Annotated in this window: 14 protein-coding genes and 1 tRNA gene; 1 reads left to right on the top strand and 14 read right to left on the bottom strand. The window is 64.0% G+C overall.

What is annotated here, in order from left to right; translation table 11 throughout:
- Positions 1 to 7 precede the first annotated feature (7 nt).
- Both LQ564_RS06825 and LQ564_RS06820 read right to left on the bottom strand, forming a co-directional pair.
- Positions 8 to 83, bottom strand: a tRNA-Asn gene (locus tag LQ564_RS06825).
- Positions 84 to 198: 115 nt separating this feature from the next.
- Positions 199 to 1,410 carry an amino acid aminotransferase gene (locus LQ564_RS06820; RefSeq protein ID WP_231057309.1) on the bottom strand — a complete coding sequence of 404 codons (1,212 nt, stop codon included), beginning with the start codon at positions 1,408 to 1,410 and terminating at the stop codon, positions 199 to 201.
- A gap of 119 nt (positions 1,411 to 1,529) precedes the next feature.
- Here LQ564_RS06820 and uvrB point away from each other — a divergent pair, with 119 nt between their 5' ends.
- Entirely contained in the window at positions 1,530 to 3,626 is a 2,097-nt protein-coding gene (uvrB, locus tag LQ564_RS06815) for an excinuclease ABC subunit UvrB (RefSeq protein ID WP_231057308.1), read from the top strand.
- A 182-nt stretch (positions 3,627 to 3,808) separates the two neighbouring features.
- Here uvrB and LQ564_RS06810 read toward each other — a convergent pair whose 3' ends face one another.
- From LQ564_RS06810 to bamB, 12 genes are all read right to left on the bottom strand, one after another.
- Positions 3,809 to 5,827 (bottom strand): hybrid sensor histidine kinase/response regulator, encoded by a 2,019-nt coding sequence (locus LQ564_RS06810; RefSeq protein ID WP_231057307.1) that lies wholly within the window; start codon positions 5,825 to 5,827, stop codon positions 3,809 to 3,811.
- A gap of 84 nt (positions 5,828 to 5,911) precedes the next feature.
- Positions 5,912 to 6,508 carry a MarC family protein gene (locus tag LQ564_RS06805; protein WP_231057306.1) on the bottom strand — a complete coding sequence of 199 codons (597 nt, stop codon included), beginning with the start codon at positions 6,506 to 6,508 and terminating at the stop codon, positions 5,912 to 5,914.
- Positions 6,509 to 6,657: 149 nt separating this feature from the next.
- A complete protein-coding gene (locus LQ564_RS06800) occupies positions 6,658 to 7,125 on the bottom strand; it encodes an Lrp/AsnC family transcriptional regulator (protein WP_231057305.1) in 468 nt (155 codons plus the stop codon).
- 293 nt (positions 7,126 to 7,418) lie between these two features.
- Positions 7,419 to 7,958: a phosphoribosyltransferase gene (locus LQ564_RS06795; protein ID WP_209585874.1), complete on the bottom strand. Its 540-nt coding sequence runs from the start codon at positions 7,956 to 7,958 to the stop codon at positions 7,419 to 7,421.
- Positions 7,959 to 7,984: 26 nt separating this feature from the next.
- Positions 7,985 to 9,301 (bottom strand): adenylosuccinate synthase, encoded by a 1,317-nt coding sequence (locus tag LQ564_RS06790; RefSeq protein WP_231057304.1) that lies wholly within the window; start codon positions 9,299 to 9,301, stop codon positions 7,985 to 7,987.
- Positions 9,302 to 9,304: 3 nt separating this feature from the next.
- Complete coding sequence (locus LQ564_RS06785; protein WP_231057303.1) at positions 9,305 to 10,459, bottom strand: ATP phosphoribosyltransferase regulatory subunit; 1,155 nt, start codon at positions 10,457 to 10,459, stop codon at positions 9,305 to 9,307.
- Positions 10,460 to 10,803: 344 nt separating this feature from the next.
- Positions 10,804 to 11,676: a protease modulator HflC gene (gene hflC, locus LQ564_RS06780; protein WP_231057302.1), complete on the bottom strand. Its 873-nt coding sequence runs from the start codon at positions 11,674 to 11,676 to the stop codon at positions 10,804 to 10,806.
- Positions 11,676 to 12,968 carry an FtsH protease activity modulator HflK gene (hflK, locus tag LQ564_RS06775; protein WP_231057301.1) on the bottom strand — a complete coding sequence of 431 codons (1,293 nt, stop codon included), beginning with the start codon at positions 12,966 to 12,968 and terminating at the stop codon, positions 11,676 to 11,678. Before hflK ends, hflC begins: the two co-directional genes overlap by 1 nt.
- A gap of 3 nt (positions 12,969 to 12,971) precedes the next feature.
- Positions 12,972 to 14,168 carry a GTPase HflX gene (hflX, locus tag LQ564_RS06770; protein WP_231057385.1) on the bottom strand — a complete coding sequence of 399 codons (1,197 nt, stop codon included), beginning with the start codon at positions 14,166 to 14,168 and terminating at the stop codon, positions 12,972 to 12,974.
- Between the two features lie 32 nt (positions 14,169 to 14,200).
- Positions 14,201 to 14,437 (bottom strand): RNA chaperone Hfq, encoded by a 237-nt coding sequence (gene hfq, locus LQ564_RS06765; protein WP_026354376.1) that lies wholly within the window; start codon positions 14,435 to 14,437, stop codon positions 14,201 to 14,203.
- Positions 14,438 to 14,578: 141 nt separating this feature from the next.
- Positions 14,579 to 15,922, bottom strand: a complete 1,344-nt coding sequence (der, locus tag LQ564_RS06760) for a ribosome biogenesis GTPase Der (RefSeq protein ID WP_231057300.1) — start codon at positions 15,920 to 15,922, stop codon at positions 14,579 to 14,581.
- A 9-nt stretch (positions 15,923 to 15,931) separates the two neighbouring features.
- Positions 15,932 to 17,104, bottom strand: a complete 1,173-nt coding sequence (gene bamB / locus LQ564_RS06755; protein ID WP_231057299.1) for an outer membrane protein assembly factor BamB — start codon at positions 17,102 to 17,104, stop codon at positions 15,932 to 15,934.
- Positions 17,105 to 17,159: the final 55 nt, after the last annotated feature.

Below are 17,159 nucleotides of genomic sequence, written 5' to 3'. Positions count from 1 at the left end.
CGAATTCTGGCTCCCCGACCTGGACTCGAACCAGGGACCTGCGGATTAACAGTCCGTCGCTCTACCGACTGAGCTATCAGGGAATTGATGACAGCATTATATGTTTGCAGTGACACGCTGTCAAATTTGAACGTGCCGTGCAGCCACTTTTGCTGCTCTTCGGAATCAACTTGCGGTCAGTTCCGAAGAGCCAAGATTTTAAAGAACTTTTGCGACGGCGTCAACGACGCGGTCGAGATTGGTCGAGTTCAGCGCGGCGACGCAGATGCGGCCGGTGTCCACGGCGTAGATCGACTCGTCGCGCAGCTTGCCGACCTGCTCCTTGGTCAGGCCCGAGTACGAGAACATCCCGACCTGCTCGCGCACGAAGTCGAAGTCGTGGCCTGGCGCCTTTTCCTTCAGCTTTTCGACCATCAGGTTGCGCATTTCCTTGATGCGCACGCGCATGCCGGCCAGTTCCTCTTCCCACAGCTGACGCAGTTCCGGCGTCGACAGCACCATCGCGACCACCTTGGCGGTATGGGTCGGCGGGTTCGAGTAGTTGGTACGGATGACGCGCTTCAGTTGCGACAGTACGCGCGCCGCTTCCTCGGCACTGGTCGCGACGATCGACAGCGCGCCGGCGCGTTCGCCGTACAGCGAGAACGATTTTGAGAACGAGTTCGACACCAGCAGCGGAATGTTCTTCTCGGCGAAGCGGCGCACCACGGCGCCGTCTTCCGCGATGCCCGCGCCGAAGCCCTGGTAGGCCATGTCGAGGAAGGGCACCAGGCCGCCGGCGACGACAGCATCGATCACCTGGCTCCACTGGTCCTGGCTCAGGTCGGCGCCGGTCGGGTTGTGGCAGCAGGCGTGCAGCACCACGATCGAACCCTGCGGCATGGCCTTAAGCGCGGCCAGCATGCCCTCGAAGTTCACGCCGTGGGTGGCGGCGTCATAGTAAGCATAGTTGTTGACCGTGAAGCCCGCGCCTTCGAACAGCGCGCGGTGGTTTTCCCAGCTCGGATCGCTGATGTAGACCTCGGAACCCGGTGCGAAGCGCTTGAGGAAATCGGCGCCCAGTTTCAATGCGCCGGTGCCGCCGAGGGCCTGCACGGTGATCGCGCGCTTCTCTTGAATTACGGCGCTGTCGGCCCCAAATACCAGCTCTTGCACGGCTTTGTCGTACGCTGCCAGGCCTTCGATCGGCAGGTAGGTACGCGGAGCCGGCTGCTCCATCAGCTTCGCTTCCGCCTTCCGCACGCACTGCAGCAAAGGCACCTTGCCATTATCGTCATAGTAGACGCCGACGCCCAGGTTGATCTTGGCCGGATTGGTGTCGGCGTTGAATGCTTCGGTAATGCCCAGGATCGGGTCGCGGGGCGCCATGTCGATGGCGCCGAAGAGGCTGGCGGAGGCTGTGGAAGTCATCGTGATAGACTAAACTTTACTGAGTGAGTTTGTCGGTGGGTTCGCAGCGGTTGTATAGACGTTGACGGCAGTGCTGCACTGCGTCAAGTGGACTCCCATTCTAGCAAAGGTCTGAAAGTATGGCAGATTTATCCATCGCAAATGCCCCCGAGCCGACCGTCCTCACCTTCCCCGGATCGCCCTTCAAGCTGCACCAGCCCTTCCCGCCGGCGGGCGACCAGCCGACCGCGATCGCCGGCCTGGTGGAGGGCATCAACGACGGCCTGATGTACCAGACCCTGCTCGGCGTGACGGGTTCCGGCAAGACCTATACGATGGCCAATACCATCGCGCAGGCCGGCCGCCCGGCCATCATCTTCGCGCCGAACAAGACGCTGGCGGCCCAGCTGTATGCGGAGTTCCGCGAATTCTTCCCGCAGAACGCGGTCGAGTACTTCGTCTCCTACTACGACTACTACCAGCCGGAAGCCTACGTGCCGCAGCGCGACCTGTTCATCGAAAAGGACTCGTCGATCAACGAGCACATCGAGCAGATGCGCCTGTCGTGCACCAAGTCGCTGATGGAGCGGCGCGACGTGGTCATCGTGGCCACCGTGTCGGCGATCTACGGTATCGGTAATCCGAACGAATACCACAAGATGATCCTGACCCTGCGCCACAAGGACAAGGTGGCGCAGCGCGACATCATCGCGCGCCTGATCCAGATGCAGTACACCCGCAACGAGATGGATTTCTCGCGCGGCTCCTTCCGCGTGCGCGGCGACACCATCGACATCTTCCCGGCGGAGCACGCGGAACTGGCGATCCGCGTCGAGATGTTCGACGACGAGATCGAATCCTTGCAGCTGTTCGACCCGCTGACGGGCCGCGTGCGCCAGAAGATCCCGCGCTTCACCGTGTACCCGGGCTCGCACTACGTCACCCCGCGTTCGACCGTGCTGCGCGCGGTGGAGTCGATCAAGGCCGAGCTGCGCGACCGCCTCGAGTACTTCCGCAACGAGAACAAGCTGATCGAAGAGCAGCGCCTGGAACAGCGCACCCGCTTCGACCTCGAGATGCTGGCCGAGATCGGTTTCACGAAGGGCATCGAGAACTACTCGCGCCACCTGTCCGGCTCGATGCCGGGCGAACCGCCGCCGACCCTGATCGACTACCTGCCGAAGGACGCGCTCATGTTCATGGACGAGTCGCACGTGATGATCGGCCAGCTCAACGCGATGTACAACGGCGACCGTTCGCGCAAGGTGAACCTGGTCGACTACGGCTTCCGCCTGCCCTCGGCGCTCGACAACCGGCCCCTGAAATTCCAGGAGTTCGAGAACAAGATGCGCCAGACCATCTTCGTTTCGGCGACGCCGGCCGAGTACGAGAAGGAAAAGGCCGACAACGTGGTCGAGCAGGTGGTGCGCCCGACCGGCCTGGTCGACCCGAAGGTCATCGTCAAGCCGGCCCGCTCGCAGGTCGAGGACCTGATGAGCGAGATCACCGACCGCATCGCCAAGGACGAGCGCGTGCTGGTGACGACGCTGACCAAGCGCATGGCCGAGCAGCTGACCGAATACCTGAGCGACCACGGCATCAAGGTGCGCTACCTGCACAGCGATATCGAGACGGTCGAGCGCGTGGAGATCCTGCGCGACCTGCGCCTGGGCACCTTCGACGTGGTGGTCGGCATTAACCTGCTGCGCGAAGGCCTGGACTTGCCGGAAGTGTCACTGGTGGCGGTGCTGGACGCGGACAAGGAAGGCTTCCTGCGTTCCGAACGCTCGCTGATCCAGACCATCGGCCGTGCGGCGCGTAACCTGAACGGCGTCGCGATCCTCTACGCCGACCAGATGACCGACTCGATGAAGCGCGCGATCGACGAGACCGAACGCCGCCGCGCCAAGCAGATCGCCTTCAACGAGGCGAACGGCATCACGCCGAAGGGCGTGAACAAGAAGATCAAGGACATGATCGACGGCGTCTACAGCAATGCGGCGCAGAAGGCGATGGTCGAGGGCATCCAGGAAGATGCGGCGACGGCCAAGGTCGAGTCGATGAGCGAGAAGCAGATCAGCAAGGAGATCAAGCGCCTCGAGAAGCTCATGGTGGACCACGCCAAGAACCTCGAGTTCGAGAAAGCGGCGCAGGTGCGGGATCAGCTGCATGTGCTCAAGCAGCAGGCATTCGGCGCGCCGGGGGCCGACAACGTGGTCTCGATGCTCGGCAAATAAACCCGGTGCTACCGGGTTTTCGTAGGGTGGGCCTGGGCGGCCCCGCGGTCCTCCGCCCACGCGTTCAACCAGCGTTTGAACGGACGATACGTCTGCTCAACCGTTAGTTGAACGCGCGGACGGCAGAGCCGCCTCTCGTGGCCCGGTCCACCCTACTTCGATTCTCCCCCTCCTTTCGACAGTCAGCGCGCGGCCGGATCGCGCACCTGCGCCAGGATGCGCAGCAGTTCGGACAGGTCGGCCGGCTTCACCAGATGACGGTCGAAGCCCGCTTCGCGCGCGCGGTCGCGATCGTCGCTCTGGCCGTAGCCGGTCAGCGCCACCAGCACCGCGTTCGCGGTTTCCGGCGTGGCGCGCAGGCGGCGCGCCAGTTCGTGGCCGTCGAGGTCGGGCAGGCCGATATCGAGCAGCATGACCTCGGGCCGCTCGCGCAGGGCGCGCGCATAGCCCGCGGTGCCGTCGTACTCGACGCTGACCGCGTGGCCGTGCGCCTCCAGCAGGGTCGCCAGCATCTGCGCGGCGTCGGCGTTATCGTCGACCACCAGCACCCGCACCGGCCCCGTGGCCGGGTGTGCGCCGTCCTGTTCCGCAGCCGGCGCCGGCGCATCCTGCAGCACCGGCAGGCGGATCGAGAACTCGCTGCCCTGGTTCAGGCCGGGGCTGGTCGCCGCGACCCGTCCGCCGTGCAGGGCCACCAGGCTCTTCACCAATGCGAGACCGATCCCGAGGCCGCCCTGCGAGCGGTCGGGCGTGCGCTCGGCCTGGGTGAACAGGTCGAAGATATACGGCAGCACCTGCGGATCGATGCCTTGGCCGTTGTCGCACACCGAGATCACCGCTTCGTCACCGTCGCGCCGCGTGCGCAGCACGAGCTGGCCGCCGGGCGGCGTGTACTTGGCGGCGTTGTTCAGGATGTTCGAGACCACCTGCACCAGGCGCGTACGGTCGCCGCGCACGTGCAGCGCCTCAATCGCGGTCTCCTGCCGCAGCACATGGCGCCGCGCATCCAGCAACGGGCGCACCTGCTCGACCGCGCCGTGGACGATGTCGGCCACGTCCAGCTCGTCCTTCTCGATGGTGGCCAGGCCGCGCGTCACGCGCGAGACGTCGAGCAGGTCGTTCACCAGGGAGGTCATGTGCTCGGCCTGGCGCGCGATGATGTCGCTGGCGTGGCGCATGCGCTGCGGGTCCATGTTCCCGCGCTGCAGGAGCTGGGCCGCGGTGGTGATCGGCGCCAGCGGGTTGCGCAGCTCGTGCGCCAGCATGGCGAGGAACTGGTCCTTCTGGCGGTTGGCGGCGCGCAGCTCGTCCTCCACGCGCTTGCGCACGGTGACGTCGCTGCCCTCGACAAAGATACCTTCGACGTCGCCCTTCGGCCCGCGGATCGGTTGATAGACGAAGTCGATGAAGCGCTCTTCCAGCGGCCCGTCGGCTTCGCGCTGCACGCGCAGCGGCACCGCATGGCCGACAAAGGTCTCGCCCGAAGTGTAGACCTGATCGAGCAGTTCGAAGAAGCCCTGCCCGGCCACTTCGGGAATCGCTTCGCGCGCGGGCTTGCCGATCAGTTCGCGCTGGCCGATCAGCTGAAGGTAGGAGCGGTTGGTGAGCTCGAACACGTGGTCCGGGCCGCGTAGTACGGCGATGATACCGGGCGCCTGCTCGAACAGCGTCATCAGGCGCTGGTTCTCTTCCTCCCGATAGCGCTCAGCCATCACCTCGCCGGTCATCTCGACGCAGGCGCAGTACATGCCGGCCACGTCGCCGTCTTCGTCGCGCACCAGCGAATAGGAGAAGCGGAACCAGGTGTCCTCGTCGTAGCCGTGTCGGTTCATGCGCAGCGGCATGCGATCCTGGTAGGTCGCCTCGCCCTTCAGAGCACGCACGATCAGTGGATGGATGTCGTCCCAGATCTCGCGCCAGATGTCGTGGAAGCGGCTGCCCAGCGCCGCCGGGTGCTTGTCACCGAGGATGTTGGCGTAGGTGTCGTTGTACAGGAAGCCCAGATCCGGCCCCCAGGCCACGAACATTGGAAACTTCGAGTTGAGCATGAGCCCGACCGTGGTGCGCAGGGCCTGAGGCCAGTTGCGCGGATGGCCGAGCGGCGACGTCGACCAGTCGTGCGCCCGCATCATGGCTCCCATCTGGCCGCCTCCGCTGAGGAAGGGCAGCCATTCGGAGGGTGTCGCGTGCTCGGTTTTCATACTTCTGGCGATGCGGTCAGGGCCGTTGTGGTCGTGATGACAAAAGTTTGCCAGAAATGTGACATTCGCCCCGCACAGAAGGCGTTAGAGGGTCTTCACGAACTCCCTGATTCCGCCCAGCAGCATCTCGACCGACATGGCGGTCAAAATCAGGCCCATCAGGCGCTCGAAGGCCGTCATGACCTGCGGGCCGAGCTTCTGCTGCAGGCGCTCGGCCGACAGGAACACCGCCAGCCACACCACGCCGACCGCGGCCAGGGCCGCCACGTGCACCAGGGTGTCGGTCATGCTGCCGGAGGTGAACAGCAGCACGGTCGCCAGCGCAGAAGGGCCGGCCAGCGCGGGGATGGCCAGCGGCACGATGAAGGGCTCGCCGTGCTCGTTGCGGCCCAGCACGCCGTCCGGGTGCGGGAAGATCATGCGGATCGCGATCATCAGGAGGATGACGGCGCCGCCGATCCGCAGCGCGACCGGGCTCAGATGCAGCGCCTCGAGGAAGTGCTGGCCGAAGAACATGAAGACCAGCAGCAGCAGAAAGGCGATCGCGCATTCGCGGATCACGATCTTGTTGCGCCGTTCGATCGGGACGTCTTTCAGGGCGGCGACGAAGATCGGGATATTGCCAAAGGGGTCGGTGACGAGGATGAGCAGGATAAAGGTCTGGAAGAAGCTTTGGGTCATGGTTCTTATTGTTGAAGTTGACTAGACAGGTAGCGCCGCATTTTACAGGAGGGTGTGAAAAATTCGTCGATGGCTGCGTTGCCTCGTCTCGCCGTAGGAGTGTACTGTCTTCGACTCGGCGCCTTGCCATCGCCGTTTTTTCACACCCTCTACGGTTCGACGGAGTGCGTACGCTTCAGGGTACGCAAGACGAACGTCGAGCGGCTATGCCGGATACCGGGAATTTTGTACAGACGCTGGCGCAGGAAGCGCTCGTATCCCTCGGTCCCGGCCACCGCCACCTTGATCAGGTAATCGTAGTCGCCGGTCAGCAGGCTGGCCTCCATCACCTCCGGCAACCGCGCCAGCGCCTCGCCGAAGCGCTCCAGCATGTCCTCGTCATGCCGCTCGAGCGTGACCTCGATGATGACGGTATCGGGCAGTCCCAGCGCGCGCTGAGAGAGAATCGCCGCGTACTCCTCGATGAAGCCGCCCTCTTCCAGCGCACGCACGCGGTTCCAGCAAGCGGTCGGCGACAGGTGGACGCTGACTGCCAGGTCCTGGTTACTGATGCGCCCATCCGTACGCAAGGTGCGCAAGATTTTGCGGTCGATTTCGTCCAACTGGCCGTCTTTCATGCCACTTCCTTCGCTATATAGAAGATTCAACTATATCCAATCCAAATCATAGAAGATTCTCCTATAAGATGCAGAAAGGAATAAAACTTTGAAAGCACCTTTTCGCTGCCTGCATCTACGATGGAAGCACTCCACCGAGACATTCCCGCGCCGCCCAGAACCTCTGCCACGACCGGAGCTGCATCGCGCGCCGCGGACGCCCCTTCACGAGAGAGGCCGCCAGAAAGCAGAACGGGCAGGAAAGGCTTGCGCCTTCCCTGCCCGTTCGCTTTGCCCTTGCGGACTAAAGCAAATTACTTTTCGAACTTCTTCATCCACGCCGACAGCTGGTGCGGACGCAGGCCGTCGTAGTCCTCGAACGGCTGGTGAATCCACGGATTGTGCGGCAGGTCTTCCAGGTGGTAATCCGGCTTGAACGCCGAAGTACCCTTGACCCAGATGACGGCCGAACGCACTTCGCTCACGTCCGGGTAGTTGGTCTGCAGGTGCTCGCGCACCTTCTGCAGGGTCACGCCCGAATCCGCCAGGTCGTCGACCAGCAGGATGCGGCCGGCCAGCGGGCCCTTGGTCATCGTCATGTACTTGGCGATGTCCAGGTTGCCTTGCTTGGTGCCGGCTTCTTCGCGGTAGGAGCTGGTCGACAGGATCGCCAGCGGCACGTCGAAGATGCGCGAGATCACGTCGCCAGGACGCACGCCGCCGCGCGCCAGGCACAGGACCATGTCGAACTTCCAGTTCGATTCATACACTTGCAGCGCGAGGCGCTCGACCAGGCGGTTGTACTCGTCCCACGAAACCCAGAGGTCCTTGTCGGTCGATGCAGGGGTGTTCATTTTCAGGCTATTCCTATTTTTATTGATCAGGCTGCGAACGGATGGCGCAGCACGATGGTTTCTTCGCGGTCCGGACCAGTCGACACCATGTCGATCGGGATACCAACCAGTTCTTCGATGCGCTTGATGTAGGCGCGGGCGTTGGCCGGCAGGTCTTCCATCGACTTGGCGCCGACGGTCGAGTCAAGCCAACCCGGCATTTCTTCGTACACCGGCTGGCAGCGCGCGGCTTCTTCGGCGCCGACCGGGAAGATGTCGACATTGCGGCCATCGACGGTGTAGCCGGTGCACAGCTTCAGCGACTCGAGGCCGTCCAGCACGTCCAGCTTGGTCAGGCACATGCCCGACACGCCGTTGATCTGCACCGAGCGGCGCAGCAGGGCGGCGTCGAACCAGCCGCAGCGGCGGGCGCGGCCGGTGACGGTGCCGAACTCGTGGCCCACGCGCGACAGGTGCTCGCCGACGCCCTGGTCGGTCGGCAGTTCGGCCGGGAACGGGCCCGAGCCGACGCGGGTGGTGTAGGCCTTGGTGATGCCCATGATGTAGTGCAGCATGCCCGGACCGACGCCGGCGCCGGCAGCAGCATTACCGGCGACGCAGTTCGACGAGGTGACGAACGGGTAGGTGCCGTGGTCGACGTCGAGCAGGGAACCCTGCGCGCCTTCGAACAGCAGGTTGCCGCCAGCCTTGTGGGCCGCGTACAGTGCCGACGAGACGTCGCCGACCATCGGACGCAGGCGCGGGACGAGCGCCATCGCGTCGTCGAAGGTCTTCTGGAAGTCGATCGCTTCGCCGCCCAGGTAGTTCACCAGCACGAAGTTGTGGTACTCCAGGTTTTCCTTGAGTTTCTCGGCAAAGCGCTCTTCGTTGAGCATGTCCGCGATGCGGATCGCGCGGCGCGCCACCTTGTCTTCGTAGGCCGGGCCGATGCCCTTGCCGGTGGTGCCGATCTTGTTCTCGCCGCGCTTGGCTTCGCGCGCCTTGTCGATGGCGACGTGGTAAGGCAGGATGACCGGGCAGGCTTCCGAGATCTTCAGGCGCGAGGCGACTTCGACGCCGGCAGCTTGCAGCTTGTCGATTTCGCGCATCACGTCCGGGACCGAGACGACCACCCCGTTGCCGATGTAGCAGGCCACGCCTTCGCGCATGATGCCCGACGGGATCAGCTGCAGCGCGGTCTTCTGGCCCTTGATCACCAGGGTGTGACCGGCGTTATGGCCGCCCTGGAAACGGACGACGCCGGCCGCATGGTCGGTCAGCCAGTCGACGATCTTGCCCTTGCCCTCATCGCCCCATTGGGTGCCGATGACGACGACGTTCTTTGCCACGTTAGTATTTGACATCACTTAACCTAAGTTTTTGAGAATCCAATTTCCGTTTTCGAGGACGAGCACGCGGTCGCACTCGAACTCGTCCTGAACATTGTCGTGACCCGGCATGGACTGGATCACGACTTCGCCTGCCTTGCGCAGGTCAGCGATTTTTTCCTTCAGTTCCGGCGCATTGCCCCAGGGCGCGCGGATCGAATGCTTGCGCTCGGCGGTCGGCAGCAGCCGCGCCAGTTCGCGCAGGTCGAGCGAGAAGCCGGTCGCCGGACGCGCACGTCCAAAGGCCTCGCCGACGTGGTCGTAGCGCCCGCCCCGCGCCACCGCGTTCGGCAGGCCCGGCACATAGAGCGCGAACATGGCGCCGCTTTCGTACTGGTAGCCGCGCAGATCGGCCAGGTCGATCGCCACTTCGGCCCGGCCGATGGCGCTCGCCGCCAATGCCGCCAATTCGGCCAGCGCGCGGGTGATGCCCGGCAGCGCCGGCAGTTCCTCTTTCGCACGCGCCAGCACCCCGACGTCGCCGTACAGCTGCGGCAGCGCCATCAGGGCCTTGCGGGTGTCAAGCGCGTAATGCTGCGTGAACTCGTCCAGGCCCGGCGCATCCTTGGCGCGCAGCAGGCCGATGAGTTGGGCTTCGTCGCGGCGCGCGGCCGGGTCTTCGGCCAGGACGGCGCGCAGGATGCCGACGTGGCACAAGTCCAGGCGCACGCTGTCGAAGCCGGCCAGGGCCAGCGCACACAGGGCCAGTTCCTGGATCTCGGCGTCGGCTTCCAGGCCGGCGTGGCCGTAGATCTCGCAGCCGATCTGGATCGGTTCGCGGGTGGCGTGCAGGCCCGACGGACGGGTATGCAGCACGCTGCCGGCGTAGCACAGGCGGGTGACGGTGTCGCGGTTGAGCAGGTGGGCGTCGATGCGCGCCACCTGGGTGGTCATGTCGGCGCGCAGGCCCAGGAGGCGCCCGGAAATCTGGTCGACCACCTTGAAGGTGCGCAGCTCGGTGTCCTGCCCTGCGCCTGCCAGCAGCGACTCGACATACTCGAGCAGCGGCGGCATCACCAGCTCGTAACCGTAGAGGCGGAAGGTATCGAGCATCTTGCGGCGCAGATCCTCGATCTTGCGCGCTTCGGACGGCAAGACATCGGCGATATTTTCAGGCAGAAGCCAGTTCGGCATGGGCAGACAGCGAAGGAGTTGTTATTAAGAACAATGACAAACGCACAGGCGTGCTGGCGCACGGTGCGAGCGCCGAATCGGTGATTTTACCCGAAAATGGGGAGGTGCAGGACGGGGATATGGTTTTGACAGCCTTTCAGGGTTGCCAAAGTGCCACTGTGCGGCGCTTGTCTATACTGAAGAGTTAACACTGTACTACGTAAACTTGGATCCCGGCCTGCGCCGGGATGACGTTGTCTTTTGTCCGTGGATGAGTGGAGTTATCGACTCCTGACACCACAATCCTTAAAACCGTCATCCCGGCGAAGGCCGGGATCCAATTTCTGCCGGCAAACCACTAGCGCTTACTTCGAACCCGGCTGCTTGAAATACTTGAAGAACTCCGAATTCGGATCCACCACCATCACGTCGCCGCGATTCTTGAAGGTAGCGCGATACGCCTCCAGCGAACGATAGTACTTCGCAAACTCCGGATTCTTCCCGAACGACTCCGCATAAATCGCCGTCGCCTTCGCGTCCCCATCACCCTTGATCTTCTCCGCCTCGCGGAATGCCTCGGCAATGATCACGGTCCGCTGGCGATCCGCATCCGCGCGAATCTGTTCGGATTCCGCAGCACCGGTCGAACGCAGCTCATTGGCCACGCGCACGCGCTCGGCCTTCATGCGTTCGTACACCGAGTTGTTGATCTGGTCGATGTAGTCGACACGTTTCAAACGCACGTCCACCACGCCGACGCCGATCTCCTTGGCTTCGGCCACGACCTTTTCCTTCACCGCTTCCATCACGCGGCCGCGCTCGCCCGAGATCACTTCGCGCACGGTGCGCTTGGTGATTTCGTCGTTCAGGGCCGCCTTGATGATCTGCGACATGCGGTCACGTGCACGGTTCTCGTCGCCGTTGAAGGAGACGTAGTACAGGCGCGGGTCGACGATGCGCCACTTGACGAAGGCATCCACCAGGATGTTCTTCTTCTCGGCGGTGATGAAGCGGTCGGCGTCCGGCGTGTCCAGCGTCAGGATGCGCTTGTCCAGGTAGATCACGTTCTGGAACGGCGGCGGCAGCTTGAAGTGCAGGCCCGGTTCGGTGATGACGTCACGCACCTGGCCCAGGGCGAACACGATGGCGAAGCGGCGCTGGTCCACCACGAACACGGTCGAGGACAGCAGCATCAGGGCAATGAAGCCCGCCACAAATAAAGTTACGAGGCGGTTCATTAACGGCTCTCCCGGTCACGTGAGGAATCGCGGCTCCGGCTGTCGCGATGACGCACCGAATCCATGGCTTGCATGACGTCCTGCGGCGCATTCGACTGCGGCGCGGCCGGCACCTGCTGCGGGCCGGAACGGCTGCCCACGCCGTCGTTGCCGGCGCCCTGCCCGATCAGTTTATCCAGCGGCAGGTAGATCATCGGATTGCCCGCGCGCGAATCGACCATCACCTTGCTGGTGCTGGAGAAGATCTGCTGCATGGTGTCGATGTACATGCGGTCGCGGGTGACTTGCGGCGCCTTCGAATAGGCGGCCACCACCTGGTCGAAGCGCGAAGCGTTACCGGTCGCGTTTTCCACCACCATCGAGCGGTAGGCTTCGGCATCCTGCGCCAGGCGGAAGGCCTGGCCGCGCGCCTGCGGGATCACCTGGTTGGCATACGCCTCACCTTCGTTGCGGGCGCGGGCGCGGTCCTGGCCGGCTTTCACGGCGTCATCGAAGGCTTCCTGCACCTGCTCCGGCGGCTGCACCGCCTGCATGGTCACGTTGGTGATCAGGGCGCCGAGCGCGTAGCGGTCGACGATCTGCTGCATCATCTGGTGCACGTCGCTCGCGACCTTCTCGCGGCCCTCGTACAGCACGAAGTCCATCTTGCTGCGGCCGACCACTTCGCGAATGGCCGTTTCGGCGATCTGGCGCACGCTGTCGTCCTGGTCGCGGTTGTTGAACAACCACTGGACCGGGTCCTTCAGGGTGTACTGGACCGCGAACTGGATGTCGATGATGTTCTCGTCGTCCGTCAGCATCAGGGCTTCCTGCGGCTGCTTGTTGCGGACATTCGCGCGGTAGCCGATCTCGGCGGTGCGGATCTGCGAGACGTTGACGGTCTCGTGGGCCTGGATCGGGTAGGGCCAGCGCCAGTTGAAGCCGGCGCCGGTCCGGTGGCTGAGTTTGCCGAAGGTGGTGACCACGCCGACCTGGCCTTCCTGCACGATGAAGGCGCCGCTCGCCAGCCAGATCAGGCCGACGATGACGGCGACGACGCCGGCGGTGATGCCGGCGCCGCTCGAGCCGCGGTAAGGACCGCCGCCGTCGCCGCCGTTGTTGCCGTTGCCGCGCGCGCCGAACAGGCGGTTCAGGCGCGCGTTGAAGTCGCGCCAGAGTTGATCGAGGTCGGGCGGGCCTTCACCCGGCCGGCGGCCTTCCTGGGCCTTGTGGTCACCCTGGGGTTTATGGCCCCAACGTGGATCGTTGAGCGACAGTTTGATGCCGCAACGCTTGAGGAAAGAAACGAGCATAGGCTAGTGGGGCCCGAATTGGGTGGAAGTTGGCATATTGTCGGCAGGACCGCTGAGAAGACCGCCACCCGGCTCGTCCTCGGCGAAGCCATCGGCCTCGTCCTGCCCTTCGTTGGTGTAGTTGTTGCCTCGTGCGGCCTTGGCCGCCTCGACGATCGCATCGCGCAGCAGGTCCAGCCCGGCGCCGCTATGGGCGCTGATGAAAACGCGGCTGATCTTATCATACTCATCACGCTCGACCCCGGGCTCCAGCCCGGCCGCGTCGATCTTGTTCCAGACCAGGATCTGGGGGACGTGATCGGCGCCGATCTCGCGCAGCACCTCGTTGACCTGCTCGATCTGTTCCATGCGCACCGGCGAATTGCCGTCGACCACGTGCAGCAGCAGGTCGGCATGGATGGTTTCCTCGAGCGTCGCGCGGAACGCCGCCACCAGCTGGTGGGGCAGCTCGCGCACGAAGCCAACGGTATCGGAGATCACGACGCTGCCTACCTCGTCGCCCAGGTACAGGCGGCGGCTGGTGGTGTCCAAGGTCGCGAACAGCTGGTTCGCAACATACACGCCGGCCTTGGTCAGCGTATTGAACAGGGTCGACTTGCCGGCATTGGTATAACCGACGAGAGAGACCGAGAAGGTCTGGTTGCGGCCGCGCTGGCGGCGCTGGGTCTCGTGCTGTTTGCGCAGCTTGGTCAGGCGGATGCGCAATTGCTTGACGCGCTCACCGATCAGGCGGCGGTCGGTCTCGAGCTGGGTTTCGCCGGGACCGCGCAGGCCGATACCGCCCTTCTGGCGCTCCAGGTGGGTCCAGCCGCGGATCAGGCGCGTGGCCAGGTGCTGCAGCTGGGCCAGTTCCACTTGTAGCTTGCCCTCGTGGCTCTGGGCGCGCTGGGCGAAGATATCGAGGATCAGGCTGGTGCGGTCGACCACGCGCACTTCCAGGCGGCGCTCGAGGTTGCGCTGCTGGGCGGGCGAGAGGGCGTGGTTGAAGATGACGATGTCGATCCCATCGACCTTGCAGGCCATCTTGATTTCGTCGGCCTTGCCGCTGCCGACGAAGTGGGCGGGATCGGGACTGCTGCGCTTGGCCGTGATCGTGGTGATCGGATCGGCGCCGGCGGAGCGCGCAAGCAGGGACAGCTCTTCCAGGCTGGCGCCGAAGTCGCCAGTACCGAAGTCGATGCCGACCAGCGCTGCGCGCATGGAGGTGTTGCCGGGGGCGTCAGCCATCGGCCTTACTCGGCTTCGGAGTCGAGGTTAAGGTTGACGGCGCGAGCCGGGACGACGGTGGAAATGGCATGCTTGTAGACCATCTGGGTCACGGTATTACGAAGCAGGACGACGTACTGGTCGAAGGACTCGATATGGCCTTGCAGTTTGATGCCGTTGACCAGGTAGATGGAGACGGGGACGTGCTCCTTGCGCAAAGCGTTCAGGAATGGGTCTTGTAACAGTTGCCCTTTGTTGCTCATAACAGCTCCGTAATGTTGTTGTAGTTTAAAAGTAATGGCGGTTTGCCATAATTCAAGTGCTTGGGCCACATTCCGCTATAGCGAATGAAAGCCCTGAGCTACTGTAACCTGTTTCGCCACTTTTTGTCGTACTGCACCGGCCTATTTCTGCTCCTTGGCAAATGGATTCTTGCCTGTACGCAGCTCGAGGCGCACGGGGGTGCCGACGAGGTTGAAGGTGTCGCGGAAATGCTTCTCCAGGTAGCGCTTGTACGGCTCGCTGACGGCTTCCAGGGCATTGCCGTGGATGACGATGATCGGCGGATTCTGGCCGCCCTGGTGGGCGTAGCGCAGCTTCGGACGGGTGCTGCCCTTGCGCTTCGGTTCCTGCTTCTCGATCGCTTCCTGCAGCGCACGCGTCAGGCGCGGAGTCGACAGGTTGGCGGTCGCCGCGGCGTATGCCGAGTCCACCGACTTCATCAGCTGGCTGATGCCGGTACCCTTCAGTGCCGACACGAAATGGGTCTTGGCAAAGGAGAGGAAATCGAGCTTGCGGTCGAGGTCCATCTTAACCTGGTCGCGGTCGTCCGACTGCAGGCCGTCCCATTTGTTCACGGCCACCACCAGCGCGCGGCCCGATTCCAGGATGAAGCCGGCGATGTGGGCATCTTGCTCGGAAATGTCTTGCTGGGCGTCCAGCAGCAGCACGATCACGTTGGCGTCCGAGATCGACTGCATGGTCTTGATGACCGAGAATTTCTCGATGGCCTCGAAAATCTTGCCGCGGCGGCGGATACCGGCGGTGTCGATCAGGGTGTACTTCTTGCCGTCGCGTTCGAACGGCACTTCGATCGAGTCGCGGGTGGTGCCCGGCATGTCGAAGGCGATCACGCGCTGCTCGCCGACCAGGGTGTTGATCAGGGTCGACTTGCCCACGTTCGGGCGGCCGACGATGGCGATCTTGATGCCGTGGTCCGGGTGCTCCGCCTCGTTTTCCTCGTCCGGACGATTCTCGAAGGCGAAGTCGAGCGCCTCGTTGACCAGGTCGTGCACGCCGTCGCCGTGGGCGGCCGAAATGACGTACGGGTCGCCCATGCCGAGTTCGTAGAAATCGGCGGTGACCGAGGTGTACTTCATGCCCTCGGACTTGTTGACCACGAGCATGACCTTGCGGTTCTGCTTGCGCAGGTAATCGGTAATGGTCTTGTCGTGCGGGGTCAGGCCCTGGCGGCCGTCGACGATGAACACGACGACGTCGGCTTCCGCCACCGCCTGGCGCGTCTGCTGCGCCATTTCGTGCATGATCCCCTCCTTGGCCACCGGTTCGAAACCGCCGGTGTCGATGACCAGGAAGGGGCGCTCGCCGATCCGGCCCTCGCCATAGTGGCGGTCGCGGGTGAGACCTGGGAGGTCGGCCACCAGCGCGTCGCGCGAACGGGTCAGGCGATTGAACAGGGTCGATTTCCCGACGTTGGGGCGACCTACGAGTGCGATTACCGGCTTCATGTATTTATTCTATTCGACCGCGATGGCGGTCACAGTTCCATTTTGTGTTTGAAAAATCAGGTGCGATCCGGCCACCAGCGGGGTGCCGATGATCTGGCTGCCGTCGGTGGCGGCGCGCGCCAGGAAAGAGCCGTCTTCGCGCGACAGGAAGTGCACGTAGCCCTGGTAGTCGCCGACCGCCACCGCGCGGCCGTAGGACACCGGCGTCGACAGGCGGCGGAAGGCCAGCTTGTCGTTCTTCCAGGCGTTGGCGCCGGTGTCGCGGTTATAGGCGAACAGCGAACCCTTGTCGTCGGGTGCGAAGACGTAGAGCTGGTCGACCGCCACGCCGGCCTGCGACGACAGGTCGCGGGTCCAGCGCTGCGAACCGCTGGCCGCCTCGAAGCAGCCCACGCGGCCCTGGTAGGACACGGCGCAGACGTCGGATTCGAACAGCACCGGGTAGCCGCCGATGTCGGTCACGCGCTCCAGCTCGGTGGCGCCGCGCGAGACGCCCACTTCCAGGTCCCAGCGCGGCGCGCCGGTGGCCAGGATCAGGGCCGACAGCTTGCCGGCCGGCTGCGCCACCAGCACGTCGGTGCCGGTCACCACCATGCCCGGCGCGGTGCGCAGGGTCAATGGCGGCGAGGTGCGCTGGGTGGTCCACTTGGCCTGGCCGGTCTTGGCGTCCAGGCCGACGATGCGGTTGTCGAGGCTGCGCGCGACCACGATGCCCTGTCCCACCACCGGCGAGGACAGCAGTTCGCTCGAGAGTTGCGCATCCCACAGCTTCTTGCCGTCCATGTCGAAGGCGAGCAGCTTGCCCTTGTCGCCGCCGACCACGATCAGGTTGCCGTCGGTGCCGACGCCGCTGGCGAGCTCGGTGCCCGCCTTGATGCGCCACAGCAGCTTGCCGGTGGCGGCTTCGACGCGCGCGATGTCACCGGCGTTGCTGGCCACCACCACGGTGTTGCCGGCCAGCGCAGGCGAGAAGGTGTAGGCGCCGGCTTTGCCGATGTCCAGTTTCCACGCGGTGCGCACCGCCATCGAGCCCTTCAGCTCGACGAGCTCGGCCGGCTGGTCGGTCGTCTTCTTGGACGAGAAGGGATTGAGCTTGCTGAGCGAGGACAGCTGCGGAATGCTCGAGCAGCCCGTCACCAGGGCCAGTACACCAACACCAACAAGTTTGCTGCTAATACGCATATTCTTTAACCTTTTAGAGGACATAAGCCCGCGCCCACCTGGCCGGCGGGCGCGG

Origin of the sequence: Massilia phyllostachyos (assembly GCF_021044825.1) — a bacterium.
GTDB classification, from domain to species: domain Bacteria; phylum Pseudomonadota; class Gammaproteobacteria; order Burkholderiales; family Burkholderiaceae_D; genus Telluria; species Telluria phyllostachyos.
Note: the sequence above shows the minus strand (reverse complement) of the source record. Positions and strands in the feature narration are given on the sequence as shown.